The organism is Mesorhizobium sp. M6A.T.Ce.TU.002.03.1.1 (genome assembly GCF_003997275.1).
Classification (GTDB): domain Bacteria; phylum Pseudomonadota; class Alphaproteobacteria; order Rhizobiales; family Rhizobiaceae; genus Mesorhizobium; species Mesorhizobium mediterraneum.
Map to the genome: position 1 here is coordinate 32,391 of NZ_RZTI01000010.1, position 25,050 is coordinate 57,440.

A 25,050-nucleotide genomic window follows, 5' to 3' on the forward strand; every position below is an offset into this window, starting at 1 on the left:
CGCTTGCGGCCGGGCTGTGGCGGTGGCAGATTGCGAACCGAAACCGTCGAACAGGGTGAATATGGTCTCCAAACGCCTCAGCCGCGAAGCCGGCCATCGCCGCAAGTTCCTGGCGATCATCGACGACACGCCTGAATGCGAGCGGGCCGTCGTCTACGCCTCGAAGCGCGCGCAGAGCACCAACGGCGTGCTGGTGCTGCTCTATGTGATCGAGCCGGACGATTTCCAGCATTGGCTGGGTGTCGAGAAGATCATGCGCGAGGAGGCTACAGCGACGGCTCGCGCGGCCCTCGACAGCTATGCCAACAAGGTGCGCCAGAAGCTCGGCATCGAGCCGGAACTGGTGGTGCGCGAAGGCAAGCCGACGGAAGAGATCCACAAATTGATCGAAGAAGACCAGGATATCGCCATCCTCGTGCTGGCGGCCGGCGCCGGCAAGGAGGGGCCGGGGCCGCTGGTCGGCGCGGTCGCCGGCAAGGGCGCCGCCTTCCCCATCCCGGTGACGGTGGTGCCGCAGAACCTGTCTGACGAAGAAATCGACAGCCTGGCCTGAGGTGTGCTGATATTCAGGTGAGGTCGGCCTGCAAACGGCGGCTTCCTGCGCTTCCGGTGCTCACGTACCAAAAGTACGCTCCGCTCCGGTTCTCGGAAACCATCATTTTCGGCTCGCCCTGGCTCAACACACCTCAAACCATGTTGCAGAAGACCGCAAAAACATTCTCCCAGCCAGCCGTTCTAGCGATGGCTTTCGCTTGAATGTCCCGCCGAGAAGGCCTATTTAGAATTATTCCAAACTGTCTGCCCGAATGGGCACGGAGACGTCCATGTTCATCCAGACCGAATCGACGCCAAATCCGGCGACATTGAAATTCCTGCCCGGCAAGGAAGTGCTCGTCGAAGGCACCGCCGATTTCCGTGATGCCGACAGCGCCGCCTCAGCTTCGCCGCTGGCCGGCCGGCTGTTCGAGATCCCGGGCGTCACCGGCGTCTTTTTCGGCTATGACTTCGTCACCGTGACCAAGGACGGTCCCGACTGGCAGCATCTGAAGCCGGCGATCCTCGGCGCCATCATGGAACACTTTATGTCCGGCGCGCCTGTCATGGCCAAGGCCGGTCCCGCTGCAGAGACCAGCCAGACCGGCGAATTCTACGACAAGGCCGACGAGGAGCTGGTCATCACCATCAAGGAACTGCTCGACACGCGGGTGCGCCCGGCCGTCGCCCAGGACGGTGGCGACATCACCTTCCGCGGCTTCGAGAACGGCACCGTATTCCTGCACATGAAAGGCGCCTGCGCCGGCTGCCCGTCATCGACGGCGACGCTGAAGCATGGCATCCAGAACCTGCTCCGGCATTTTGTGCCCGAGGTTCAGCAGGTCGAGCAGGTCTCTTAAGGACTCCATTCGCCTTCTCGCGACAACAAAAAACCGGGCCGAATTGCCCGGTTTTCTGTTTTGGGACGTCAGTTGTTGCCTAGACGGTCCGCGTATGAGTTCTAAAGAACGATAACCTTGGCGCCGACGGAGGTGCGGTCGTAAAGGTCGATGATGTCCTGGTTCATCAGGCGGATGCAGCCCGACGACATCGCTTTGCCGATCGAGTTCCATTCCGGGCTGCCATGCAGGCGGTAGCCCGAATCGCCGCCTCTGTTGAACAGATACAGCGCGCGCGCGCCGAGTGGGTTCGTCAATCCCGGCTCCATGCCGCCGGCAAACTTGGCGAGCTCCGGCTGGCGCTTGATCATCGCCGAAGGCGGCGTCCAGGTCGGCCATTCGCGCTTCACCGCGATGCGGGCGGTGCCGCGCCATTCAAATCCCTCGCGGCCGACGCCGATGCCGTAACGCATCGCCTCGCCGCCGCCCATGACGTAATAGAGAAACTTGTTCTGCGTATCGACGACGATAGTGCCCGGCTTTTCATCGGTGTCGTAGCTCACCACCTGCCGACGGTACTTGAACGGCACCTTTTCGATCGGAATGCGCGGCAGTTGATAGCCCGCATCGGTCATCGGGCCATAGTTGCTGGTGAATATCTGCGAGCCGATGGTGCTGCAACCAGCAATAGCCGTCGACAGCGCAAGTGCGGCGACGATTGCGAATGACTTCATGCGCATGAAAAGGTCCGATGCCCCGCCCGAAATAGAGCGGCTCGAGACGGCCGCTTTGTCACCATCATTCATGCTGGCATTTGCTTTGCTTGCCAAGCGCGCGATGCCTATATGCAGGGGCTTACGCGCCGGTAAGTGCGTAACTGTGGCTTTTCGGCAACGGCCTTCGCTAGATTGTGAAGGAAATTCAATGGGGCGGCTCGCCGGACCGCCGAAGGTCGAGGAACTGTCATGAATGTCGGAGATGCCGCCCGCCGTTCCGGCCTGCCGGCCAAGACCATCCGCTACTATGAGGAGATCGGCCTGATCCGTCCTGCGCGCGCCGGCAACGGCTACCGCGACTATTGCGGCGACGACATCCACCGGCTGACTTTTCTGCGCCGCTCGCGCAATCTCGGCTTTTCCATCGACGACTGCCGCCAATTGATGGCGCTCTACCAGGACCGCAGCCGCGCCAGCCATGATGTGCGCGAGATCGCCGCCGCGCATGTGACGGCGATCGAGGAGAAGGTGCGCGAGTTGCAGTCGATGCGTTCGACCTTGCAGAAGCTGATCCATGCCTGCCACGGCGACGACCGGCCGCACTGCCGTATCCTGGATGATATTGCCGGGGCTGCGCTGGCTGGAGATAAAATCGCTTCCGCGGCGGCATGAGCGACCAGCCTCCGGCACTCCGCGAGGCCGCAAACGGACGGCCCTTACGACCCCGGCGGGCGATACCGGATCGACTTTGCCTTCCCAAGCGCTTGCATCGTCTCTTCGACGCTTAGGAGGACGGTGGTCTCATGCGAGCTGAGCGCCCCGCCCGCACCGATAGCCAGCATGACAGATGCCATCGAGACATTGTCTGGCGCCTCCCACAGATTCCAACCATCGTGCTCTCCGAAGGCGTACCAGAACCCGTGCAGCTTTCCGCCCACCGATTCGATGTAGGAACGGGCCGCCTCGCGGCGATCCTCGGGGTTTTCGATCAAGCGCGCCCAGGTTTCGGGCGTATAGCTGAATTTCGTAAGATACATCGGCATGGTTCGTCTCCTCCCAGAGCTGCGCCAACGAACCCAGTTAAGCGCCCCAATCGGAGAGAAGGCGAGTCGTTTCCGAGGCGTAGTACCGCTGGCTTAGTTGCGGGGCCGCTAATGGAGGTGCTTCACTGGCTCTCTTCAGGGAGTAAGGCCAATGGCAGCCTATCTTATTGCTGATGTAGACATAACCGATGCCGCCGTTTTCGAGGAATACCGCCGGGATGTACCAGCAACCGAAGCGCGCTATGGAGGAAGATACATCGCTCGCGGCGGAGCCACCAAAGTGCTGGAAGGCGATTGGGAACCTCATCGCCTGGTCATTGTCGAGTTCCCGGACATGGCTTCGCTCATGGCATGGTACGACTCTCCAGAATACGGTCGGCTCAAAGCTATCCGCGAACGCTGCGCAAGGACGAGGATCATTGCGCTGGAGGGCATGATGCCGGTCAGTTAAAGGCCCGGGCTGCCAACCGGATAATCGCCTGAAGAAAGCGGGTTCAAACCGTGAACAGAATCTGGCATGGTGCTGCCATGCCAATCATCTCGCCTGTCCCTCTCAACCCGCTCATCGATGGCCGCCAGTCCGAGCGTGCCATGCTGGTGCGGCGCGGCGTGCAGCGGCTGCTTAAGGAAATGGGCGCGCATGTGCTGCCCGAACTGTCGCTGGCGACCGGGCGCCGCGCCGACCTTGTCGCGCTGACCCGCCAGGGCGACATCTGGATCATCGAGATCAAATCCTCGATCGAAGATTTCAGGGTCGACCGCAAATGGCCGGACTACCGGCTGCACTCCGACCGCTTCTTCTTCGCCACCCATCCCGGCGTGCCCTCGGAAATATTTCCGCAGGAATGCGGTTTTATCCTGTCCGACGGCTACGGCGCCGAAATCCTGCGCGACGCGCCGGAGCACCGCATGGCGGCGGCGACGCGCAAGGCGCTGATGCTGAGGATCGCACGGGCCGGAGCATCGCGGCTGCTCGCGGCGGAACTCGCCGGCGTCTCGGTGCCGGCGCTGGAGGGCGAGAGCGAGTAGAGAACGTTCGAGCTATCTGGATACAGTGCTTTGTGCTGCCTACCCGACTGCCAGCGTTCGTGGTTGGCGAAAGCCTAAGCGGCATCCGATCTCCCCCCTTGCGGGGGAGATGTCCGGCAGGACAGAGGGGGGTGGGAAGGATTGCCAACTTTCAGCTTAACACACCCCCAATCGGGAAACAGTCTTAGGGGTTTTGTTGCGATAGGTTTGGCAGGTCGGAGCGACAGCACCCCCCTCTGCCCTGCCGGGCATCTCCCCCGCAAGGGGCGAGATCGGCAGCTTCGCCCGATGGCGAAATGATGATCAATCTCGACCTAGCCAGTTTCTATTCTTCTTCCTCGTCCGCCCCGTTCGCAGCCGGCGCGACCAGCAGCACGGCGGCGCCGAGGATCGCGGCGATGAAGGATCCGGCCAGGATGCCGACCTTGACCGCGTCCTGCAGCTCGACGTTGTTGGCGAAAGCGAGCAGGCCGATGAACAGGCTCATGGTGAAGCCGATGCCGCAGAGCAGCGAAATGCCAACCATGTGCAGCCAGCCGGCATTGACAGGCAGGTCGGCGAAGCCGAGCCGGATGGCAAGCGCGGAAGAGCCGAACACGCCGACCAGCTTGCCGGCGACGAGGCCGGCGGCAACGCCCAGCGTAAGCGGCTCGACCAGAGCGGCTGCGCTCAGGCCGGCCAACGAGACGCCGGCATTGGCAAAGCCGAAGATCGGGATGACGAACAACGGCACGATGTTATGCAGGCCGTGTTCGAGCCGATGCAGCGGTGAATGGTCGAGATCATGGCTGATGCCCGGAGTGACCTTCAGGGGTATGCTCAGGGCCAGCGCCACGCCGGCGAGCGTGGCATGCACGCCTGACTTCAGCACCAGCACCCACAGAACGGCTCCAAGCACGAGATAGGGCAGCAGCGTCAGCACGCCCATGCGGTTGAGCGCGATGAGCAGAGCGATGACCGCGAAGGCGGCGCCGAGATAGGCGAGCGACAGGCCGCTCGTGTAGAACACGGCGATGATGACGACCGCGCCAAGGTCGTCGATGATGGCAAGCGCGGTGAGGAATACCTTCAGCGACCCCGGCACGCGGTTGCCGAGCAGCGACAGCACGCCGAGCGCAAACGCGATGTCGGTAGCGGTCGGGATCGCCCAGCCGGACAGAGCGGCTGGGTTGTCGCGGTTGATGGCGACATAGACAAGTGCCGGCACCAGCATGCCGCCGGCGGCGGCGACGCCGGGCAGGACGCGCCGCGGCCAAGTCGAGAGCTGTCCGTCCAGCATCTCGCGCTTGATCTCCAGGCCGACCAGCAGGAAAAAGACGGCCATCAGGCCGTCATTGATCCAGTGCGATACGCTGAGCGGTCCCAGATAGACGTGAAGGGCGTCGAAGTAGGTTTCGGCCAGCGGCGAATTGGCGACGATCAGCGCCAGTGCCGCGGCTGCCATCAGGATGATGCCGCCGGCCGCCTCGCTGTCGAGGAATTCGCGGAAAATGGAGACCGGCCGCTGCTTCTGGTCCTGCATGTCGCCTCTCATGTTCCCGGGTGGACGGAATCACTTCGCAGGATGATGAGCAAGCCCCGGCAATGAGGCAAGCAGCCTGTCAGTCAGCCGTTAATCAGCGGGGCGCGCGCTTGGCCAATATCCGCTGCAGCGTGCGGCGGTGCATGTTAAGCCGGCGCGCGGTCTCGGAGACGTTGCGGTCGCACATTTCGTAGACGCGCTGGATGTGCTCCCAGCGCACGCGGTCGGCCGACATCGGGTTTTCAGGCGGTGCGGCGCGTTCGCCAGCGGTGCGGGTTAGGGCGGCGAAAATGTCGTCGGCATCGGCCGGCTTCGACAGATAGTCGATGGCTCCCAGTTTCACCGCCGTCACCGCAGTGGCGATGTTGCCGTAGCCGGTGAGGATGATGGCGCGGGCGTCGTCGCGCTTCTCGCGGATGGCGGCGACGACATCGAGGCCGTTGCCGTCGGCGAGCCGCATGTCGACCACGGCATAAGCGGGCGGGTTGGCGCGCGCCTTGGCCACCGCCTCCTCGACGCTCTCGGCCGTCTCGACCACGAAACCCCTGGTTTCCATGGCGCGGGCAAGTCGCGTGAGGAATGGCTTGTCGTCGTCGACGATCAACAGCGAGGTGTCCTCGCCTTCAACCATTGCGCCAATCGTTTCGTCGCCATTCATCGTCTTCTAAATTCCTGCTGCCTGATTTTTACGCAAATATCGTTTTGGAGCGCTGTTGTCCAATTCAAGCCGTGTCAAACATGGTGGCCGAAGCCGATTCAGGATTGAGGAAGACGCTGCGTGGCCACGATATCTGCACGATGGCGCCCTCGCCCGGCTCGTTTGAATTGCGGAAATCAAGCGTGGCCCCCGAGCGTTCCAGCAAGGTCTTGGCTATGAAAAGCCCCAGGCCCAGGCCGCCGCCGGCCTCGGTGCCCTGGCGTGTCGACATATAGGGCTCGCCGATGCGGTCGATGATTTCGGGAGGGAAACCCGGCCCGTCGTCGGTGATCGAGAAGGTAACGGCGGCCTCGTTCCAGCTCCAGCGCACGGTGACGGCCTTGCGGGCAAAATCGACGGCGTTCTCGACCAGATTGCCGAGGCCGTAGATGACGCCGGGATTGCGCCGCCCTACCGGTTCGGGGCCGATGCGCTCGCCGGGACGAAGCTTGATCGAGATGCCGAAATCACGGTGCGGCGCCGTCATCTCCTCGACCAGCGAGGTCAGCGGCAGGCGGGAGAGATGCGCCTCGCCCTCAGACGAGAGGCTGGTGAGACGTTTGAGAATTTCGCGGCAACGCTCGCTCTGCGAGCGCAGCAGGGTCACGTCGTCCCGGTATTTCGGGTCATTGCCAAGTGCCTTCTCCATCTCCTTGACGACAAGGGTGATGGTGGCAAGTGGCGTGCCCAGCTCATGCGCGGCGGCGGCGGCAAGGCCGTCCAGTGCCGACAGGTGCTGCTCGCGCTGCAGCACCAGCTCGGTGGCGGCAAGCGCGTTGGCGAGCAAGCGTGCTTCCTCGGCCACGCGGAAGGCGTAGATCGCGGTGAAGGCGATCGAGGAAAACACCGCCATCCACATGCCTGCGACATAGATGAACGGCATCTCCAGCGGCGCGCCCTCATACCAGGGCAGCGGCAGATGGAAGAAGACCAGCAGGGTCGCCGCCACCATCACCAGCGCGCCGAGGATGGCCGTCAGGCGCAGCGGCAGCGACGTCGCCGAGATGACCACCGGCACGGTCACCAGCACCGAAAACGGATTGGTGAGGCCGCCGGTCATGTAGAGCAGGCCGGCAAGCTGCAGGCTGTCGATGGTCAGGATGGCAAAGGCCGGCAGCGGCGTCAGCCGATGCGCTGCCGGATAGCGGAAGGTCAGCAACAGGTTCATCCAGGCAGAGCAGGCGATCAGCGCGAAGCAGAGGCTGACAGGCAGCGGAAATTTCAGCCCATAGGCAACGACGAGCACCGTCAGGCTCTGGCCGACGATGGCGAGCCAGCGCAGCCTGATCAGCGTGTTGAGACGCAGCCGCTGGCTTTGCTGGAAGTCGGGCGCCTGCAGGATGTTTATCATGACCAAGGATTATAGCCGGGAAAGGAGAAGCGGTAGATGTTTCTGTCTTCTTGTTGACCATGATCGGATCATGGTCGGTCTGCGTCAGCTGCCACGCGGTTTGGCGCGGCTGGTGGCGGCGGCGAGAAGCGGGTTCTCCGGCCAGACGTGCCGGGGATAGCGGCCACGCATGTCGGCCCGCACATCGGCCCAGGAACCGCGCCAGAAACCGGGCAGGTCGCGCGTCGTCTGGATCGGCCGGTGCGCGGGCGACAAAAGCTCGAGCGTCAGCGGCACGGTGCCATTGGCAATCGAAGGGTGCCGGTCGAGACCGAACAGCTCCTGGACGCGGATCGCCAGCACCGGCCATTCGCCGTCATAGCGGATCGGCACGCGACTGCCTGACGGCGCGTCGAAATGGGTCGGCGCCAGCGCCTCGATCCTGCGCTGGAGATCGTGCGGCACCAATGCCATGAGGCCGATCGAAAGCACGCCCGGGTCGATCGCGGCGAACGACGCCGCACCAGAGAGGTACGGCAGCAGCCAATCGTCGAGACTGTCGATGAGCGCGGCGTCGGAAACGTCGGGCCAGGGCGCGCCGAGGCCGCGATGCAGCCAGCCGAGCCGTTGGCGCAGCGTTTCCGCCTCCTTGCCCCACGGCAAAAGCGACAGCCCGTGTTGGCGCAAGGCGTCAAGGATCGCGTGATCCGCCTCAGTGCCGGCCGGCGCCGGCAGCATGCGTTCGGATAGCGTGATGGCGCCGAGGCGAACGGTTTCGCGCACGCGCACCGCGCGCCTGTCGCGGTCGAAGCTCGTTTCCCCGCGGGTCTCGATCTTGTCGGCAAGCGAAGCGCGAATGTCGGTCTCATCTATCGCCGCTGCTGCCGTGATGCGGGCATTCTGCGCCTTGCCCTGCAGGTCGGCGACGACGAGCCAGGTTTCGCCCGCCAGGGGATCAGCGGTGTCGAGCATGGCGCCCGAACCGTTGGCCAGCACGAAACGGCCGCGCTCGCCGCGCGCCCTGGCGACACGGTCCGGCCAGGCACGGATGAGGAGGGCGCCGGCGGAAGCCTGCTCATTGTTTCTCCCGCCACCGGCCTGCCTCGCCAGCCGCTCTGCAAGCTGCCGCGCCGATGTGGCGCGCGGCGATCTTTCGGATCGGAACCGCATCAGCCGGCGTTCGAGGTCGGCGCCGTCGCCGCCAAGGCCGCGCTCGGTGAGCAGCACGGCGAGCATGGCCGCCTCGAACGCCTGGCCGGTCTTCGCCGCCTCGGCGACCATGTGAGCGAGCCGCACCGGTAGCGCCAGCCTGCGCATCGCAGCACCCGCTTCCGTCAGGCGCCCTGCCTCGTCAATGGCATCGAGCGCACGAAGCAGCGACCTTGCCTCGTTGAGCGCCGGGGCCGGCGGCGGATCGAGGAACGAAAGGCTCGTTGGATCGGCAACACCGAAGGCGGCGCAATCGAGCAGAAGTCCGGAAAGATCGGCCTCGATGATCTCCGGCGGGGTGAACGCGGGAAGTGCCGCCGTCTGCTCGGCTCGCCACAGCCGGATGGCGACGCCCGGTTGTGTGCGTCCGGCGCGGCCGGCGCGCTGGTCGGCGGAGGCTCTGCTGACACGCACCGTCTCCAGCCGCGTCAGGCCGCTGGCCGGCTCGTAGCGCGGCAGCCGCGACAGACCGGAATCGATGACGACGCGCACACCGTCGATGGTGATCGAGGTTTCGGCGATCGACGTTGCCAGCACCACCTTGCGGCGGCCGGATGGCGCCGGCTTGATGGCCGCGTCCTGCGCCTTGCCGTCGAGCATGCCGTAGAGTGGCACGATGTCGGTGTCGGCACTGACGCGGCCCTGCAGCCGCTCGGCGGTGCGCTCGATCTCGCGCTGGCCGGGCAGGAAGGCGAGCACGCTGCCGCTCTCCTCGGCAAGGGCCGCGCGGATCGCCTTGGCCATGGCGTCCTCGATGGCGATGCCGGCCGGCCGTTCGTCGTAACGGATATCGACGGGAAAGGCGCGGCCTTCGCTCTCGATCACCGGGGCGCCGGAAAGCAAGCGAGCGACACGCGCGCCGTCGAGCGTTGCCGACGTCACCAGCAATCGCAGATCGGGCCTCAGCGCACCTTGCACATCGAGCGCCAGCGCCAGACCGAAATCGCCGTCGAGCGAGCGCTCGTGGAATTCGTCGAAGAACACCGCCGAGACACCGGGCAGTTCCGGATCGTCGAGGATCATGCGGGACAGCACGCCCTCGGTAACGACAAGAATTTTCGTCCTTGCCGAGGTCCGGTTTTCCATGCGCATGGCATAGCCGACCGTCTCGCCGGGCTCCTCGCCGAGCAGTTCGGCCATGCGGCGGGCAGCGGCGCGGGCAGCGAGCCGGCGCGGCTCGAGCAGAATGATCTTGCCCGTGCCGAGCCATGCTGCATCGAGCAGCGCCAGTGGCACCAGCGTCGTCTTGCCGGCGCCGGGCGGCGCCACCAGCACGGCGCTGTTGCCATGGCCAAGCGCCTCGCTGAGCGCCGGCAGCACGGCGGAGACCGGGAGTTCCGGCAAGGGTTTTCTGGTCATCGTCCCACGGACGTACTCATCCAATCGCGGCAGGTCCGCAGCGTCGGCATATCAGCGGTGGCGGTCGCCGCGCAACCGACGGCAGCGGGCCAGTTCAAAGCCGGGTTCGCGAAAATGGGTTCCAGCGCACCGTGCCCAACCTCGCCTCCTCGCGCACCATCGTCAAAAGGCCGGAGCCACCGACGATGGCGAGACCGACAAGCGACAGAAAATCGGGATATTCCTGGAAGAACAGCGCGCCCAGGATGACCGCCCAGACGATCTGCGAATAATGCGTCGGCGCGATCCGGTTGGCTGGCGCGTATTTCACGGCCATAAGCTGAAGCAATTGTCCGCAAGACGTGAACGCACCCGACAGCACCAACCAGGTCAGCTGCCTTGCGTCCGGAAGCGTGAATGACGTGGCCGCGGCACCGATGCCGTTGAAGAACAGGCCGTAGCCAATCAGCACGCCGAGCATCGTCGTGCGCTTTTCCCCAGCCGCGAGCGAGCGCATCAGGATGATGCTGGCGGCGGCAAGGAAAGCAACGCCGAACGCAGCGAGGTGACCGAGATGCATCTCGCGAAAGCCCGGCCGCACGACCAGCATGACGCCGGCAAAGCCGGCGACCACCGCCAGCCATCGCCAAGGGCCGACCTTCTCCTTGAGGATGAGGGTGGAAAGGATGGTGACGCAGAGCGGCGCCAGGAAAATCAGCGCATAGGCTTCCGCCAGCGGGATGGTGGTGAAGGCATAGACGCTGAGCACGCCGGACGCGATGCCGGCCCAGGCGCGGGCCTGAACCGCCCAAGGCCGCTTCGTGCGCCAGAAATCGCGCCAGCGTTCGCCGTTCAGCCGGGTGAAGAGAAGAAAGAAGCCGGCAAACAATGTCGAGAAGAACCCGATCTCGAACACCGTGAACTGCCCACCCAGGCTTTTGACAACGGCATCGTTGAATGAATAGCTTGCATAGGCGATCAGGGCGAGCAGAATTCCGTTCGTCACGTGTTTCCAGTTCCAGGGAGAGCAGGGTGAAGATACTGGCGCTCGGTGCGCATCCGGACGACATCGAGATTTTCATGTTCGGTACGATGGCAGCCTATGCCGCGCAAGGCGCAGAACTGGTTTTTGCGATAGCCACGGACGGCGCCAAGGGTGGGAAGGGCGATCCGGAACCGCTCGCCCGCGCCCGCCGCGAGGAAGCGGCTGTGGCGGCGGACCTGCTTGGCGCAACACCGCACTTCCTCGATTTTCCGGACGGCGCGCTGGTTGCCGACGCCGCGCTGATCGCGGCACTGAAGACGCTGATCGGCGACGTGAAGCCGGACCTGGCGATCACCCATGCGCCGAACGACTATCATGGCGACCACCGCGCGCTGTCGGACGGCGTGCGCATCGCGGCGTCTTTCGCAGTCCCGGTGCTGCATGCCGATACGCTCGGCGGTACCGGTTTTTCGCCGACGCATTATGTCGACATATCAGGGCATTTCGATCGCAAGGCGATGGCGATCCGGGCGCATCAGTCGCAGGATCCCGAACGTTTCGTCGATGCGGCGCGCACGCAGAACGCGTTTCGCGCCGGCCAGTGCAATGGCGCAGCCGGTTCCTTCGCCGAAGCCTTTCGCTTCGAGCCGGTCTTCCCGTTCGCCGACATACGGGCTCTGCTGCCGCCGGCCCCAGCAATCCGGCCGGTGACAGTGAGCACCAAAACGGTCAAATAAGCCGGCACCCGGCGCGCCAGACAACCCGACAGAAGCCGCCTTTCCTGAACCAGCGCCCGGAGCCGACGCGCCATGCTGCGGTGCAGCGACGAATTCGCTTGCCTTGTTTAGTAAAAATTGCATCACTAAACAAATTACTAAACATCCGGCGCTCAACCCGTCATAGTGTTTAGGCCCCTGAGGAGGGGGGTTGAGGTTTTTGAAACCGTCATCCGGGCGCGTTTCGCAAATGGGAGGAAGGCATGAAATCGACCTTGAAACTGACGTTGGGACTGACCTCGGCGATGTTTGCGTCGACAGCCGTTTCGAACGTCGCGCATGCGGAAGATCTGACGCTTTGCTGGGCAGCCTGGGACCCGGCGAACGCTCTTGTGGAACTGTCCAAGGATTTCACCAAGGAATCCGGCATCGGCATGAAATTCGAGTTCGTGCCGTGGACCAACTATGCCGATCGGTTTCTCAACGAACTGAATTCCAAGGGCAAGCTGTGCGACCTGATCATCGGCGATAGCCAGTGGATCGGCGGCTCCGCCGAGAACGGCCATTACGTCAAGCTGAACGACTTCTTCGACAAGGAGAAGATCAGCATGGACGACTTCGTGCCGGCCACGGTCGTCGGCTATTCGGAATGGCCGAAGAACACGCCGAACTACTGGGCACTGCCGGCCATGGGCGATGTCGTCGGCTGGACCTATCGCAAGGACTGGTTCTCCAAGCCGGAACTGCAGAAGGAATTCAAGGAGAAATACGGCTGGGATCTCGCCGCGCCGACGACCTTCGACCAGCTGAAGCAGATCGCCGAGTTCTTCCAGAAGCGCGAGATCGACGGCAAGACCGTGTACGGCGCGTCGATCTATACCGAGCGCGGCTCCGAAGGCATCACCATGGGCGCCATGGACGTGCTCTACAGCTTCGGCTTCAAATACGAGAACCCCGACAAGCCCTACGAGATGGACGGCTTCGTCAACTCCGAGAAATCGGTGAAGGGTCTGGAGTTCTACAAGGCGCTCTACGACTGCTGCACGCCTCCCGGGGCTTCGAACAGCTACATGGGCGAAGGCGTCGATGCCTTCAAATCCGGCCAAGTGGCGATGCACATGAACTTCGCCTTTACCTGGCCAGGCCTGCAGAAGGACGAGAATGTCGGCGGCGACAAGATTGGCTATTTCGCCAATCCCAAAGGTCCCGACGGCGACCAGTTCGCCCAGCTCGGCGGCCAGGGCATCTCGGTGGTTTCCTATTCCGACAAGCAGGAAGCCGCGCTCAAATACATCAAGTGGTTCGCCAACAAGGACGTGCAGGCCAAATGGTGGTCGCTCGGCGGCTATTCCTGCCTCAACGCGGTCGTGAAAGACCCGAGCTTTCCGGCCAGCCAGCCTTATGCGCAGACCTTCCTCGACTCGATGGCCATCGTGAAGGACTTCTGGGCTGAGCCGAGCTATGCGCCGCTGCTGCAGGCGTCGCAGAAGCGCTTCCACGACTATGTCGTGGCCGGCCAGGGTTCGGCGAAGGACGCGCTCGACGGCCTGGTCAAGGACTGGACCGAGGTCTTCCAGGACGACGGCAAGATGTAATCGGCGAGAGACCGGCTCCTCCCGAGCCACGACCCCAGGGCCGGATGATTTCGGGTCGGAGACCCGAAATCATCCGGCCCCGGACCAAGAGCGAGTGAGCATGACGTCGTCCGAAAACCGCTTAACACTTTTCGGCATCATGCTCTGGTCCCGTGCCGCCCTTGGCACGGGACACAGTTCAGATAAATTCCAATGTCGAGACGACTTAAAGTGACCGAAGCGGGACTGACCATGCTCAATCGGACTGCGGACAGCGTTGCCCGGGCCACGCCTGAGCCGTTGGCCCGCAAGGTCCGGGGCATCAGCGACAAGGGCCTCGCCTGGCTGTTCATCTCGCCGACGATCCTTTTGCTGCTCGCCATCAACATCTTTCCGCTGTTCTGGGCGATCTATCTTTCCTTCACCAATTACCGCGCCAATCGCCCCAACGAGGTGGTGAAAAACGTCGGCCTTGCCAACTACAAGCGCATCCTCGGCGACCAGGATATCTGGATCGCCATGCAGACGACGGCGCATTTCGTGTTCTGGACCATCCTGCTGCAGACGCTGATCGGGTTCACGCTGGCCTGGCTGATCGACCGGAAGTTTCGCGGCCACGCCTTCTGGACGACCATCATTCTGGTGCCGATGATGCTGTCGCCCGCAGTGGTCGGCAATTTCTGGCGCTTCCTCTACGAGCCGCAGATCGGCCTGTTCGCCTATGCCGTCTCGTTCGTCACCGGCATTCCGGCAACGGAGATCGGCATGCTCTCCAACGTCTCGCTGGCACCGTGGTCGATCGTCATCGTCGACACCTGGATGTGGACGCCGTACGTGATGCTGATCTGTCTCGCCGGGCTGCGCTCGATCCCCGAATATATCTATGAGGCGGCCGAGGTCGACCGTGCCTCCAACTGGCGGCAGTTCTGGTCGATCACGCTGCCGATGGCGCTGCCCTTCATCATGCTGGCGGTGCTGTTCCGCGGCATCGAGAACTTCAAGATGTTCGACATGGTCAACCTGCTCACCGGCGGCGGACCCGGCTCGACCACCGAAGTCGCCTCGATCACGCTGAAGCGGCAGGCCTTCGAAAGCTGGCGGACGGGCTACTCCTCGGCCTTCGCCATCATCCTGTTCGTCGCGGTGTTCGGGCTGGCCAATATCTACGTCAAGGCGCTCAACAAGGTGAAGCAGAGATGAGCCTGACGTCAGCCCATTCGGTCGTCGCACCCTCGGCCACGTCGAAGCGCGTCGCCGGCACGATCATCGTGCTTTACGCGCTGATCTCGATCGTGCCGCTGCTGTGGATCTTCGCCACCAGCTTCAAGACGCCGCCGGATTCGATTGCGTATCCGCCGAAGATCCTGTTCCAGCCTAGCCTCGAAGGCTACTGCAATCTGTTCACGACGCGCACAAGGCAGACGCCGGAATACATCAACTCGCTTGGACCGGCGACCGGCTTCTGCGACGAGACCACGCGCAAGCGCAACATGGTGATCGCCGGCCCGTCCAACTTCATGCCGCGCTTCGTCAATTCGCTGATCATCGCCTTCGGCTCGACTTTTTGCGCGGTGTTCCTCGGCACGTTGTCGGCCTATGGCTTCTCGCGCTTCAAGGTGCCGCTGGCCGACGACCTTCTGTTCTTCATCCTGTCGACGCGGATGATGCCGCCGATCGCGGTCGCCATTCCCATATATCTGATGTATCGCGAGCTTGGCCTGTCGGACACCGCGCTCGGCATGATCCTGCTCTATACGGCGGTCAATGTGTCGCTTGCCGTGTGGCTGCTGAAAGGCTTCATCGACGAGATTCCGCGCGAATACGAAGAAGCGGCGATGATCGACGGTTATACGCGGCTGCAGGCCTTCTGGCGCACCGTGCTGCCGCAGGCGACCACCGGCATCGCCGCGACCGCCATCTTCTGCCTGATCTTCGCCTGGAACGAATATGCGTTCGCCGCTCTGCTGACTTCGGGCACGGCGCAGACCGCGCCGCCCTTCATCCCGACCATCATTGGCGAAGGCGGCCAGGACTGGCCGGCGGTCGCTGCAGGCACGACGATCTTCCTGGTGCCGATCCTGGTGTTCACCATCCTGCTTCGCAAGCAATTGCTGCGTGGCATCACCTTCGGCGCGGTGCGCAAATGATTGATGTGGGAATAAGAAACCGACGGTGCCACCGTTTCCCTTCTCCTCGTCCACGGCTACGGGATCGACACATTTGCGAACGCTTAACGTTTAGCGATAGCGTGCATGACAAGCAGGCACATGCATCTTCTTCCGCCGCGCCAGGTCGACCCCCACTCCGTCGAGCTTCGCTCGACACCTCTCCCCCGATCGACGGGGTAGAGGAAGGGCGCGAACTTAATTCAGCCAGACTCCCTTCCTCTCCCTCCGGAGGGGGGAGAGGTGGCGCTGCGAAGCAGCGACGGAGTGGGGGAACCACCTGGCAACCGCGTCGCCCCGTGAACGGGGTGAAGGAAGGGAGAACCGCATGACGCGCCCTGCCGTTTCCAGAAAATCGTCGTGGCCGCGCACGCTCCGCCGCGGCCTGATGGAGAACATCGCGACGGTGCTCATCGCCATCGGCTTCCTGATGCTGTTTCAGCCCTTCGCGCTGTCGCTCTACACGTACTCCTTCGTCACCATGCTGGCCGGCACGGCGATGTTCATCATCGTCTCTAAGTTTCCGGAGTAGACGATGGCTGAAATCCGCGTTGAGCATCTGAGGAAGGCATTCGGCGATTTCGTCGCCGTGCAGGATTCCAACTTCGTCGTCGGGAATGGCGAGTTCTTCGTCATGCTGGGGCCGTCGGGTTGCGGCAAGACGACGACGTTGCGCATGATTGCCGGGCTCGAACTGCCGACCGGCGGCAAGATCCTGCTCGGCGGCGAGGACGTCACCATGCGACGTGCCCGCGAGCGCGACATCGCCTTCGTCTTTCAGCTGTTCGCGCTCTATCCGCACATGAATGTGCGTAAGAACATCGGCTTCCCGTTGCTGGCGCAAGGCATGCCCGGCATCGAAATCCGCCAGCGCGTCGAAGAGACGGCGAAGCTGTTGCGCATCGACCATCTGCTCAACAAATCGGTCTCCGGCCTTGCCGGCGGTGATCGCCAGCGCGTCGCGCTCGGCCGCGCCATCGTGCGGCGGCCAAAATGCTTCCTGATGGACGAGCCGCTCGGCACGCTCGACACCGAATTCCGCGATCTCATGGTCCATGAGCTGCGCGAACTGCACAACCGCATCCGCGCCACCACGGTCTACGTCACGCACGACCAGATGGAAGCGATGTCGATGGCCGACAAGATCGCGGTTATGAACCACGGCGTCATCGAGCAGTTCGGCACCCCGCGCGAAATCTACGACCGGCCGGCTACCATGTTCGTCGCCGATTTCATCGGCTCGCCGCCGATGAATTTTCTCGGCTTCGGCGGCGGGCTTTCAAAGGGTGCCAGGGAGATAGTGGTGCAAGGTGCCAAGGTGGCGGTGCCGGAGGTGCGCGAGGACATCGCGCCGGCCGACATGGCGCTCGGCATCCGACCGGAACACATCCGCTTCGACGACGCGTCGAAGCTGCGCGGCGCCATCTATGGCACCGAATATCTCGGCACCACGCAGATCGTTGCGGTGGAGACATCCGGCGGCATCATCAAGGCGCGGGTGCCGGCCGAAATCCGGCTCAATGCGGGCGACCATGTCGGCCTGGCGCTGAGCAGCGCACGGCTGTCGCTGTTCGAAAAGGGCTCCGGCCGCGCGGTGAGAACCGCAATCCATGACGCAACCGCGGAGGTCCGCCATGGCTGACGTGCACATCCAACGCGTGACCAAAGCCTTTGGCGAGCATATCGCGGTGGACGCTCTCGATCTGCACGTCACCGATGGCGAATTCGTCGTGCTGCTCGGGCCGACCGGGGCCGGCAAGACGACGACGCTCCGGCTTATTGCCGGATTGGAACGGCCGGATACTGGCTCAATCCATATCGGCGGACGCGACGCAACAGCACTCTCGCCGGCCGAGCGCGACACCGCCTTCGTCTTCCAGCAATATTCGCTTTATCCGCATCTGTCGGTCTACGACAATCTGGCCTTTCCGCTGCGCTCGCCTGCGCGGCGGCTGGGCGAGGACGCGGTGCGCCGCCGCGTCGAAGAGGTGGCCAAGATGGTGCGTATCCACCACAAGCTGAACAACCGCTCCACCAAGCTTTCCGGCGGCGAGATGCAGCGCGTCGCCATCGGGCGCGCCCTGGTGCGCAAGCCCTCGATCTATCTGATGGACGAGCCGCTGTCGTCGCTCGATGCCAAGCTGCGCGCCGACCTCCGGCTCGAGCTGAAGCGCATCCAAGCCGAGCTCGGCGCCACCATGCTTTATGTCACGCATGACCAGATCGAGGCGATGACGATGGCCGATCGCATCGGCATTCTCGCCGATGGCGTGCTGGTGCAGATCGGCACGCCGCGGACGATCTATTCCGAGCCGGCAAACCTTCATGTCGCCGCAAGGCTCGGCCAGCCGGCAATCAATCTGTTGCCGACCGGCCTGCTGCCGGATGGCGACATGCCGGCGGGAACCAAAACGATCGGCGCGCGTACAGAACATCTGTCGATCGGCAAAGCATCGAATGGCCCCGCCGACGGCGTTGTTAACTGGGTCGAACATTTGGGCGACCAGAACCACCTGCATGTGACGGTGGGAAGCAGAAAGCTGGTGACGCTGACCGACCCCGACATCCAACTGGAAAAGGGCGACAGGGTGATTATCCGCTACCGGGCGCCGCTGTTCTTCGACCAGGCCGGCAACAGGATTGCAAACCGATGAGCGCTGAGACGCTGGACAAGACTGGGACGATGGACAAGGTTGACCTGAAGACGCTGATATCCGTCACCGCCAACACGATTGCCGCCCACGCGGACGAACTGACCGCGCTCGACCAGGCGATCGGCGATGGCGACCATGGCCTGAACATGAAGCGCGGCTTCGAGGCGGTGCGGGCGGAGGCCGAGGGGTTTGCTGCAAAGCCATTGCCGGAGGCGCTGAAGGCGATCGGCACCAAGCTGGTGATGACGGTGGGCGGGGCATCGGGACCGCTGTTCGGCACGCTGTTCATGGCGCTCGGCAAGGAGATTTCCGCAGAGCCGGATCGCGCCAATCTGGCTACGGCTTTCGGCAAGGCAATCGAGGCGGTGGCAGCGAGGGGCAAGTCGCAAGTCGGGCAAAAGACCATGCTCGACGTGCTGCAGCCAGTGCATGACGCCCTGCTGCAGGGAAAGACCGGGGCGGAAATCACTGACGCCGCCGACAGGGCAGCCGACGCCACCGTGCCGATGAAGGCCTTGCGCGGACGCGCGTCGTTCCTCGGCGATCGCTCGATCGGCCATATGGATGCCGGCGGGCGCTCGGTCGCGCTTCTGGTGCGGGCCGTTGTCGAAACCATCGAGGGGCACGCATGAGCAATGTCGGCATCGTCATCGTATCACACTCGCCGCTGGTCGCCGAAGGCACGGCGGACATGGTGCGCCAGATGGTTGGCGACGAAGTGCCGCTTGCATGGTGCGGCGGAAACGGCCATGGCGGGCTGGGGACCAATGTCGAGGCGATCATGAGCGCCATCGACAAGGCCTGGTCGGAGGCGGGTGTCGCCATACTTGTCGATCTCGGCGGCGCCGAGACCAACAGCGAGATGGCGGTCGAGATGATCGGCGAGCCGCGCGCGCAGAAGATCATCGTCTGCAATGCGCCGATCGTCGAGGGCGCGGTGATGGCGGCGACGGAAGCTTCCGGCGGCGCTTCGCTCAGGGAAGTGGTGGCGACGGCACACGAATTATCGCCATCGTGAATGAACAGGAATTTTGACTCAATGTCCGCATCCGCAGAAGCCACCGTCCTGATCACCCACGAGGTGGGCCTGCATGCGCGCCCTTCGGTGAAGTTCACCAAGCTCGCCAAGACATTTTCGGCCGATGTCGAAGTTGCGCTCGCCGCCAACGGACCTTGGTTCGATGCCAAGAGCATCGTCAAGGTGATGGCGGCCAAGGCGCCGAAAGGGACGGTTCTGCATATCCGAGCGAGGGGTGACGGCGCCGGCGAGGCGGTCGGCGCGCTGGCCGAGCTGGTGCGGCGCGATTTCGACGAGGGCGTGGACCATGCCCGAACCGCTTAGGCTGAAGGGGATTTCGGCCTCGGCCGGCTATGCCGAGGGGCCGCTGTTCAACCTCGACCCGGTTGCCGCGCGCTATGCCGGCAAGGCAACGGCTGCTGAAGAGAAGGCTGCGCTCGATACGGCAATCGGTATTGCGACAGGCAGGCTCACCGCGCTGATCGAAGCGAGTGAAGGCGATGCAGCCGACATTCTCGAATTCCAGATCGCCATGCTGGAGGACGATGCGCTGACCGGCCCGGCCTTTGCCGCGATTGCCGCCGGCCAGCCAGCCGATGCGGCATGGCGGCAGGCACTGGATGCCGAGATCGCAGGCTACGAAACGTCGGATCAGGATTACTTCCGCGCACGCGCGGCCGACATGCGCGACATCAGAGACCAGGTGCTGCGCGCGCTGACCGAGGACAGCGAGGCAGCTGCGCCGGCGGGAGCCATTTTCTATGGCGAGGACATCGCTCCGACGCGCTTTCTCGAAACCAACTGGAGTTCCGGCGGCGGCATCGCGCTGAAAGCCGGCAGTGCCGCCAGCCATGTCGCCATGCTGGCGCGCTCGCGCGGCGTGCCAATGATCGTGGGGCTTGGTGCTTCGCCGGCTCATCTTGCCGGCATCGCACTGCTCGACGCCGAGCATGGCGGCATCGTGCTTTCGCCATCGAAGGCCGAGATCGAAGCTTTCCGCCGGTCTTCGTCGTCGTTCACGGCCCGTCGCGACAAGGCACAGACCTATCTGGAGAGGCCGGCGGTGACAAAAGCCGGCACAGCGGTGCGCGTGCAGGTCAACATCGCCGATCCATCCGATGTCGACGGCATCGATATCTCGACCTGTGAGGGCATCGGGCTGATGCGCACCGAATTCCTGTTCGGCAAGACGCTGCCCGACGAGGAGACGCAATATTGCGCCTACCGCAAGGTGCTGGAATGGGCGGGCGAAAAGCCGGTGACCATCCGCACCGTCGATGCCGGCGGCGACAAGCCGGTGCCAGGCTTCACCGTGGACGAGGGCAATCCGTTTCTCGGCCTGCGCGGCATCAGGCTGTCGCTGGCGCGACCGGAGGTCTTTCGCGTGCAGATCCGGGCCCTGTTGCGCGCCGCCGTGCATGGCAATCTCAAGGTGATGTTCCCCATGATCGCCGTGGCGGACGAGTACGAACGTGCCGTCGCGCTATTTACGGAAGAACAGGCTGGTCTCGTGGCGCGCGGCGTCGCGCAAAAAATGCCGCCGCTCGGCATCATGGTCGAGGTGCCGTCGGTTGCGATCGCGCCGGAAGCGTTTGCCAACGTCGCCTTCTTCTCGATCGGCTCGAACGACCTGACCCAGTATGTGATGGCGGCGGCGCGTGACAATGCTTCCGTCGCCCATCTGAATTCCGTCCGGCATCCGGCCGTGCTCCGGCTGATCGCCTCGGTTGCCGCCTTCGGCCGCGCGCAAAAGATTCCGGTCAGCCTGTGCGGCGACGCCGGTGGCGATCCAGCGTCGATCCCGGCGCTGCTTGAGGCCGGCCTGCGCGACCTTTCCGTGGTTCCCGCCCAGCTCGCCATGGCCAAGGCGGCCATCGCGGACGTATCGATCTAGGCGCTGGCATGGCCGACAAGACACCTGAACCCGGCTCCGAAGAGGCGATCCGCGCTTACAAGACCATCCTGTCGCAGGTGATCGACCAGCGCCCGTCCGGCATGCGCCAGCGCCTCGCCGACGCGCTCGGCAAGCACCGCAGCTTCGTCACGCAGATTTCCAGCCCGGCCTATTCGATCCCGATCCCGTCAAAACATTTGCCGGCTATTTTCTCCGTCTGCCATTTCAGCCCGGCCGAACGCGACCATTTTCTTGCTGCCTACCACCAGGCGCATCCGGGAAAAATGTCGGTGGCGTCAGGCATGCGAAAGACGCGGCATGTCTCGCTGATCGTTCCCGATTTCGGTGACGACAAGCAGAACGCAGCACTCGACCGGGCAGTCAACGATTTCATCCAGAAGATCACCAGCATAGCCGGCAAGGGCGGGACATAGTCGCGCCGCGCCTGGCCATTTCGGGAGGACGGTCATGAAGAAATTTCTGAATTCGGTCGACACGGTGCTGACCGAAAGCCTCGATGGTTTCGTCGCCGCCCATGCCGACATCCTTGTGCTTGGCGACGAGCATAAATTCGTCCGCCGTAAGGTGCTCAAGCCGGGCAAGGTGGCGCTGATCTCCGGCGGTGGCTCTGGCCACGAGCCGCTGCATGGCGGGCTGGTCGGGCATGGCATGCTGGACGCCGCCTGCCCCGGCCAGGTGTTCACCTCGCCGACGCCGAACCAGATGCTGGCCGCGGTAGAGGCCGTCAACACCGGCGCCGGCTGTCTGTTCATCGTCAAGAACTACGAGGGCGATGTGATGAATTTCGATATGGCCGCCGAAATGTCGGAGGGCGTCGTGCAGATGGTGACCAATGACGATGTCGCCGTCGAGAACTCGTCCTACACGACCGGCCGGCGCGGCGTCGCCGGCACGCTGGTGGTCGAGAAGATCGTCGGCGCCGCGGCCGAGCAAGGCATGGCGCTGAAACCATTGAAGGCGCTTGGCGAACGCGTCAATGGCGCGACGCGCTCTATGGGCGTGGCGCTGACCAGTTGCACCGTGCCGGCGGCCGGCAAGCCGACCTTCGATATCGGCGACGGCGAGATGGAGTTCGGCGTCGGCATTCATGGTGAGCCCGGCCGCCGCCGCGACACGCTGAAGAGCGCCGATGCCATCGCCGAGGAGATCTGCCTGGCGATCCTGGGCGATCTCGGCGACCGGGCGAAAGGCCCGGCGCTGCTCTTCATCAACGGCTTCGGCGGCACGCCGCTGATGGAGCTTTACCTGATGTACAACAGTGCCCGAAATATCTTCGAGAATAACGGTGTGACGGTCACCCGCTCGCTGGTCGGGTCCTATGTGACATCGCTCGACATGGCCGGCTGCTCGATCACGCTGACCATGCTCGACGACGAGACGACCGCCTTGTGGGACGCACCGGTGCATACGGCGGCACTGCGCTGGGGGATGTAGCGCGGCCAAACACGGCGCTGCCGCTTGCCATCAAAAAGCAAGCCCGCTTCGATCTGCGAAGCGGGACTTTGCAAAGACGCCCCCAAAAATAATCGGTGACAACGCTGTCATGCGCCACGCCGAGCATTGTCAGACCAGTTTGGTGGATTTAGGCACAATGTTGCTTTCCTTACCTTTGGTAAGGTAAGGAATCCGGCGGGTTTTGGGAGGCGGAACATGCGTTACAATTGGGATCGGGCTCCGACGGGGTTCGAACGTCACCGAAAGGCGCTCGCCGCCGCTTTGCTGATCGCCGGCGGGGTCGGACTCGTGCTCGCGGCGCTGCCGCTCTAGAACCAATCCGAATAGGGCAGTCGAGATGGCGTCGAGGATGCCTGGGCGCGAGCGGCTTTCAAGGCACCTCGCCGGTCACGGCGATAAAGCGGCGGTCCCGTCCTTCAAATCCCTGACTGAAGCGTTGCACGAGCACGGCTAGCACTGCCGATTTGCCATCCGGGGTGAACGCATAGGATTCCGACAGGCTGTAGGAAGTCGGACAATTCCTCGAGCCGGGCACGGCTTTGTCCTCATGCAGCAGCTTGAACGGCTTGCCATCCTGTCCCTGCAGCGTCAGGCGGAAACCGAGCGCCTTGCCGGCCGTGGCGCCTTGCTGCGTCTCATCGAAACTTGACGAGCAATCCGTCGTGCTCCCGGCTAGGGTCTGGTCGAGCTGGATGGTCGAGATGCCAAGCTCGTCATAGCTCGGCGAAAGCCATTTCTGCGAAACCTGCTCCAGGCGCGCAATGTCTTGGTAACCGATCATGTCGTCGGGAAAGGTGAATTTGTCCACGGCCGTCCGTTCGCCGCGCGGCGCGATGGCATATCGGGCGAGCAGAGGTGCCGCCTGCGCGGCTGCCTGTGCCCTCGCCTGCTCCACCGTCAGGGTCGAATCCTCGGTCTCATCGACGATGCGGATGGGCTTGCCGCCGACGAACTCGTCGGTGCGTGTGTCGATGATGTCGATCTCCGACCAGCCCGAATCCGAAACACCGGCATCGAGCGTGCCGTATTGCTCGAAGGCGAAATAGTTGCCGTCCGGCGAAAAGCCGATAATGCGCCTCGCCGCCGCATCGCCGGCCTGAGCGGCGGAAGCGACCGTCAACAGCACAGCCGCCAACACGGCAACCTCGCATCGCGACTTCATTGCGCCTTGCCCCCCATTATGACCCTAGACCATCATGCCGCGTTTTGCGGCCAAGGCGAGGTCGCCAAAAGACGAAATTGCACATGCTTGCAAAAACAGCATACGCTATTTCAAAGACAGCAAACATTCCTGGGGAGGAAGCTGGATGGCGTCACGCTACCACGAGGTCTATGACAGCTGGAAACGCGATCCGGAGAAATTCTGGGCGGATGCGGCCAAAGCCATCGACTGGTTCTCACCCTACGACAACGTGTTCGATCCGAATGCCGGCGTCTACGGGCGCTGGTTTGGCGGCGCCTCCTGCAACACCTGCTTCAACGCCGTTGACCGTCACGTGACGGGTGGCCGCGCCGATCAGATCGCGCTGATCCATGACAGCGCGATTTCAGGCACGATCAAGAAATTCACCTATGCCGAACTGAAGCGCGAGGTGGTCGCGCTGACTTCGGTGCTGAAGAACCGCGGCGTCCAGAAAGGCGATCGCGTCATCATCTACATGCCGATGGTTCCGGAAGCGGCCTTCGCCATGCTTGCCTGCGCCCGGATCGGCGCCGTGCATTCGGTCGTCTTCGGCGGCTTTGCCTCGCACGAACTCGCCACGCGCATCGACGACGCCAAGCCGAAGCTGATCATCTCCGCCTCTTGCGGCCTGGAGCCTGGGCGCGTCGTCGCCTACAAGCCGCTGCTCGACAAGGCGATCGAGACGTCGCGGCACAAGCCCGACGCCTGCCTCATCCTGCAGCGCGACCAGCTGCGCTGCGAGCTCAGGGAAAACCATGACATCGACTATGCCGACGCCGTCGCCCGCGAGCGGGCCGCGGGCGCCAATGTCGACTGCGTTCCGGTGCTCGCCACCGACCCGCTCTACATCATCTACACGTCCGGAACGACCGGCCAGCCCAAGGGCATCGTGCGCGACAATGGCGGCCACATGGTTGCGCTGAAATGGTCGATGGAGAACGAGTTCGGCGTCAAGCCGGGAGAGGTGTTCTGGGCGGCTTCCGACGTCGGCTGGGTGGTCGGCCATTCCTATATCGTCTACGGCCCGCTGCTGCATGGCTGCACGACCGTCATGTTCGAGGGCAAGCCGGTCGGCACGCCCGACGCCGGCACCTACTGGCGGGTGATGTCAGAGCATGGCGTGGTCGC

General features: G+C 63.6%; 27 protein-coding genes. 19 read left to right on the plus strand and 8 right to left on the minus strand.

The features are described 5' to 3' along the window. Positions 1–61 precede the first annotated feature (61 nt). Both EOC93_RS05200 and EOC93_RS05205 read left to right on the plus strand, forming a co-directional pair. On the plus strand, positions 62–553 hold the full coding sequence (locus EOC93_RS05200) for a universal stress protein (protein ID WP_095483040.1): 492 nt from the start codon (positions 62–64) through the stop codon (positions 551–553). 271 nt (positions 554–824) lie between these two features. Continuing rightward, on the plus strand, positions 825–1,394 hold the full coding sequence (locus EOC93_RS05205) for a NifU family protein (RefSeq protein WP_095483050.1): 570 nt from the start codon (positions 825–827) through the stop codon (positions 1,392–1,394). 101 nt (positions 1,395–1,495) lie between these two features. On the opposite strand, the gene EOC93_RS05210 is transcribed toward EOC93_RS05205, so the two are convergent. After that, complete coding sequence (locus EOC93_RS05210) at positions 1,496–2,113, minus strand: L,D-transpeptidase (protein ID WP_095483051.1); 618 nt, start codon at positions 2,111–2,113, stop codon at positions 1,496–1,498. Between the two features lie 225 nt (positions 2,114–2,338). Here EOC93_RS05210 and cueR point away from each other — a divergent pair, with 225 nt between their 5' ends. Then, the gene (gene cueR, locus EOC93_RS05215; protein ID WP_127204054.1) at positions 2,339–2,761 is read left to right on the plus strand and encodes a Cu(I)-responsive transcriptional regulator; all 423 of its coding nucleotides are present in this window, start codon (positions 2,339–2,341) and stop codon (positions 2,759–2,761) included. Positions 2,762–2,805: 44 nt separating this feature from the next. Here the strand turns inward: cueR and EOC93_RS05220 are convergent, their stop codons facing one another. Beyond that, the gene (locus EOC93_RS05220) at positions 2,806–3,132 is read right to left on the minus strand and encodes a GYD domain-containing protein (protein WP_095483041.1); all 327 of its coding nucleotides are present in this window, start codon (positions 3,130–3,132) and stop codon (positions 2,806–2,808) included. 151 nt (positions 3,133–3,283) lie between these two features. Between EOC93_RS05220 and EOC93_RS05225 the strand changes: the two genes are divergently transcribed. Both EOC93_RS05225 and EOC93_RS05230 read left to right on the plus strand, forming a co-directional pair. Then, positions 3,284–3,583 carry a DUF1330 domain-containing protein gene (locus EOC93_RS05225; RefSeq protein WP_127204055.1) on the plus strand — a complete coding sequence of 100 codons (300 nt, stop codon included), beginning with the start codon at positions 3,284–3,286 and terminating at the stop codon, positions 3,581–3,583. Between the two features lie 77 nt (positions 3,584–3,660). After that, the gene (locus EOC93_RS05230) at positions 3,661–4,161 is read left to right on the plus strand and encodes an MmcB family DNA repair protein (protein WP_095484288.1); all 501 of its coding nucleotides are present in this window, start codon (positions 3,661–3,663) and stop codon (positions 4,159–4,161) included. Positions 4,162–4,486: 325 nt separating this feature from the next. On the opposite strand, the gene nhaA is transcribed toward EOC93_RS05230, so the two are convergent. The 5 genes from nhaA to EOC93_RS05255 all read right to left on the minus strand — a co-directional run bounded on the left by nhaA (position 4,487) and on the right by EOC93_RS05255 (position 11,263). Continuing rightward, positions 4,487–5,683 carry a Na+/H+ antiporter NhaA gene (gene nhaA, locus EOC93_RS05235; RefSeq protein WP_127204056.1) on the minus strand — a complete coding sequence of 399 codons (1,197 nt, stop codon included), beginning with the start codon at positions 5,681–5,683 and terminating at the stop codon, positions 4,487–4,489. A 94-nt stretch (positions 5,684–5,777) separates the two neighbouring features. Continuing rightward, the gene (locus EOC93_RS05240; RefSeq protein WP_082982096.1) at positions 5,778–6,341 is read right to left on the minus strand and encodes an ActR/PrrA/RegA family redox response regulator transcription factor; all 564 of its coding nucleotides are present in this window, start codon (positions 6,339–6,341) and stop codon (positions 5,778–5,780) included. Between the two features lie 64 nt (positions 6,342–6,405). Continuing rightward, positions 6,406–7,731 carry an ActS/PrrB/RegB family redox-sensitive histidine kinase gene (locus EOC93_RS05245; protein ID WP_164759047.1) on the minus strand — a complete coding sequence of 442 codons (1,326 nt, stop codon included), beginning with the start codon at positions 7,729–7,731 and terminating at the stop codon, positions 6,406–6,408. Between the two features lie 84 nt (positions 7,732–7,815). Next, a complete protein-coding gene (hrpB, locus tag EOC93_RS05250) occupies positions 7,816–10,278 on the minus strand; it encodes an ATP-dependent helicase HrpB (protein ID WP_095484290.1) in 2,463 nt (820 codons plus the stop codon). A gap of 94 nt (positions 10,279–10,372) precedes the next feature. Further along, a complete protein-coding gene (locus EOC93_RS05255; RefSeq protein WP_127204057.1) occupies positions 10,373–11,263 on the minus strand; it encodes a DMT family transporter in 891 nt (296 codons plus the stop codon). Between the two features lie 26 nt (positions 11,264–11,289). Here EOC93_RS05255 and EOC93_RS05260 point away from each other — a divergent pair, with 26 nt between their 5' ends. The 13 genes from EOC93_RS05260 to dhaK all read left to right on the plus strand — a co-directional run bounded on the left by EOC93_RS05260 (position 11,290) and on the right by dhaK (position 22,718). Beyond that, positions 11,290–11,979, plus strand: coding sequence for a PIG-L deacetylase family protein (locus tag EOC93_RS05260; protein WP_095484292.1), 690 nt, complete (start codon positions 11,290–11,292; stop codon positions 11,977–11,979). Positions 11,980–12,221: 242 nt separating this feature from the next. Next, on the plus strand, positions 12,222–13,553 hold the full coding sequence (locus tag EOC93_RS05265; protein ID WP_095484293.1) for an extracellular solute-binding protein: 1,332 nt from the start codon (positions 12,222–12,224) through the stop codon (positions 13,551–13,553). A gap of 231 nt (positions 13,554–13,784) precedes the next feature. Further along, a complete protein-coding gene (locus tag EOC93_RS05270) occupies positions 13,785–14,732 on the plus strand; it encodes a sugar ABC transporter permease (RefSeq protein ID WP_126107265.1) in 948 nt (315 codons plus the stop codon). Then, on the plus strand, positions 14,729–15,679 hold the full coding sequence (locus EOC93_RS05275; RefSeq protein WP_095484294.1) for a carbohydrate ABC transporter permease: 951 nt from the start codon (positions 14,729–14,731) through the stop codon (positions 15,677–15,679). The genes EOC93_RS05270 and EOC93_RS05275 overlap by 4 nt, the downstream gene beginning before the upstream one ends. Positions 15,680–16,025: 346 nt before the next feature. Then, positions 16,026–16,229, plus strand: a complete 204-nt coding sequence (locus EOC93_RS05280; protein WP_127204058.1) for a hypothetical protein — start codon at positions 16,026–16,028, stop codon at positions 16,227–16,229. Between the two features lie 3 nt (positions 16,230–16,232). Next, entirely contained in the window at positions 16,233–17,339 is a 1,107-nt protein-coding gene (locus tag EOC93_RS05285; RefSeq protein WP_127204059.1) for an ABC transporter ATP-binding protein, read from the plus strand. Next, positions 17,332–18,351: an ABC transporter ATP-binding protein gene (locus EOC93_RS05290; RefSeq protein WP_095484297.1), complete on the plus strand. Its 1,020-nt coding sequence runs from the start codon at positions 17,332–17,334 to the stop codon at positions 18,349–18,351. Before EOC93_RS05285 ends, EOC93_RS05290 begins: the two co-directional genes overlap by 8 nt. Before the next feature lie 29 nt (positions 18,352–18,380). Continuing rightward, positions 18,381–18,983: a dihydroxyacetone kinase subunit DhaL gene (gene dhaL, locus EOC93_RS05295; RefSeq protein WP_095485039.1), complete on the plus strand. Its 603-nt coding sequence runs from the start codon at positions 18,381–18,383 to the stop codon at positions 18,981–18,983. Then, the gene (dhaM, locus tag EOC93_RS05300; protein ID WP_027032790.1) at positions 18,980–19,369 is read left to right on the plus strand and encodes a dihydroxyacetone kinase phosphoryl donor subunit DhaM; all 390 of its coding nucleotides are present in this window, start codon (positions 18,980–18,982) and stop codon (positions 19,367–19,369) included. Before dhaL ends, dhaM begins: the two co-directional genes overlap by 4 nt. A 21-nt stretch (positions 19,370–19,390) precedes the next feature. Next, the gene (locus tag EOC93_RS05305; RefSeq protein WP_095485040.1) at positions 19,391–19,693 is read left to right on the plus strand and encodes an HPr family phosphocarrier protein; all 303 of its coding nucleotides are present in this window, start codon (positions 19,391–19,393) and stop codon (positions 19,691–19,693) included. After that, on the plus strand, positions 19,677–21,263 hold the full coding sequence (ptsP, locus tag EOC93_RS05310) for a phosphoenolpyruvate--protein phosphotransferase (RefSeq protein WP_095484298.1): 1,587 nt from the start codon (positions 19,677–19,679) through the stop codon (positions 21,261–21,263). Before EOC93_RS05305 ends, ptsP begins: the two co-directional genes overlap by 17 nt. A gap of 8 nt (positions 21,264–21,271) precedes the next feature. Then, positions 21,272–21,697, plus strand: coding sequence for a hypothetical protein (locus EOC93_RS05315; RefSeq protein ID WP_095484299.1), 426 nt, complete (start codon positions 21,272–21,274; stop codon positions 21,695–21,697). A gap of 34 nt (positions 21,698–21,731) precedes the next feature. Further along, positions 21,732–22,718, plus strand: coding sequence for a dihydroxyacetone kinase subunit DhaK (dhaK, locus tag EOC93_RS05320; RefSeq protein ID WP_095484300.1), 987 nt, complete (start codon positions 21,732–21,734; stop codon positions 22,716–22,718). Between the two features lie 391 nt (positions 22,719–23,109). Here dhaK and EOC93_RS05325 read toward each other — a convergent pair whose 3' ends face one another. After that, positions 23,110–23,901: a DUF2259 domain-containing protein gene (locus EOC93_RS05325; protein ID WP_127204060.1), complete on the minus strand. Its 792-nt coding sequence runs from the start codon at positions 23,899–23,901 to the stop codon at positions 23,110–23,112. A 145-nt stretch (positions 23,902–24,046) separates the two neighbouring features. Here EOC93_RS05325 and EOC93_RS34600 point away from each other — a divergent pair. Beyond that, positions 24,047–25,050: AMP-binding protein (locus tag EOC93_RS34600; RefSeq protein WP_245461371.1), on the plus strand; the 1,004-nt coding region annotated here is incomplete at its 3' end.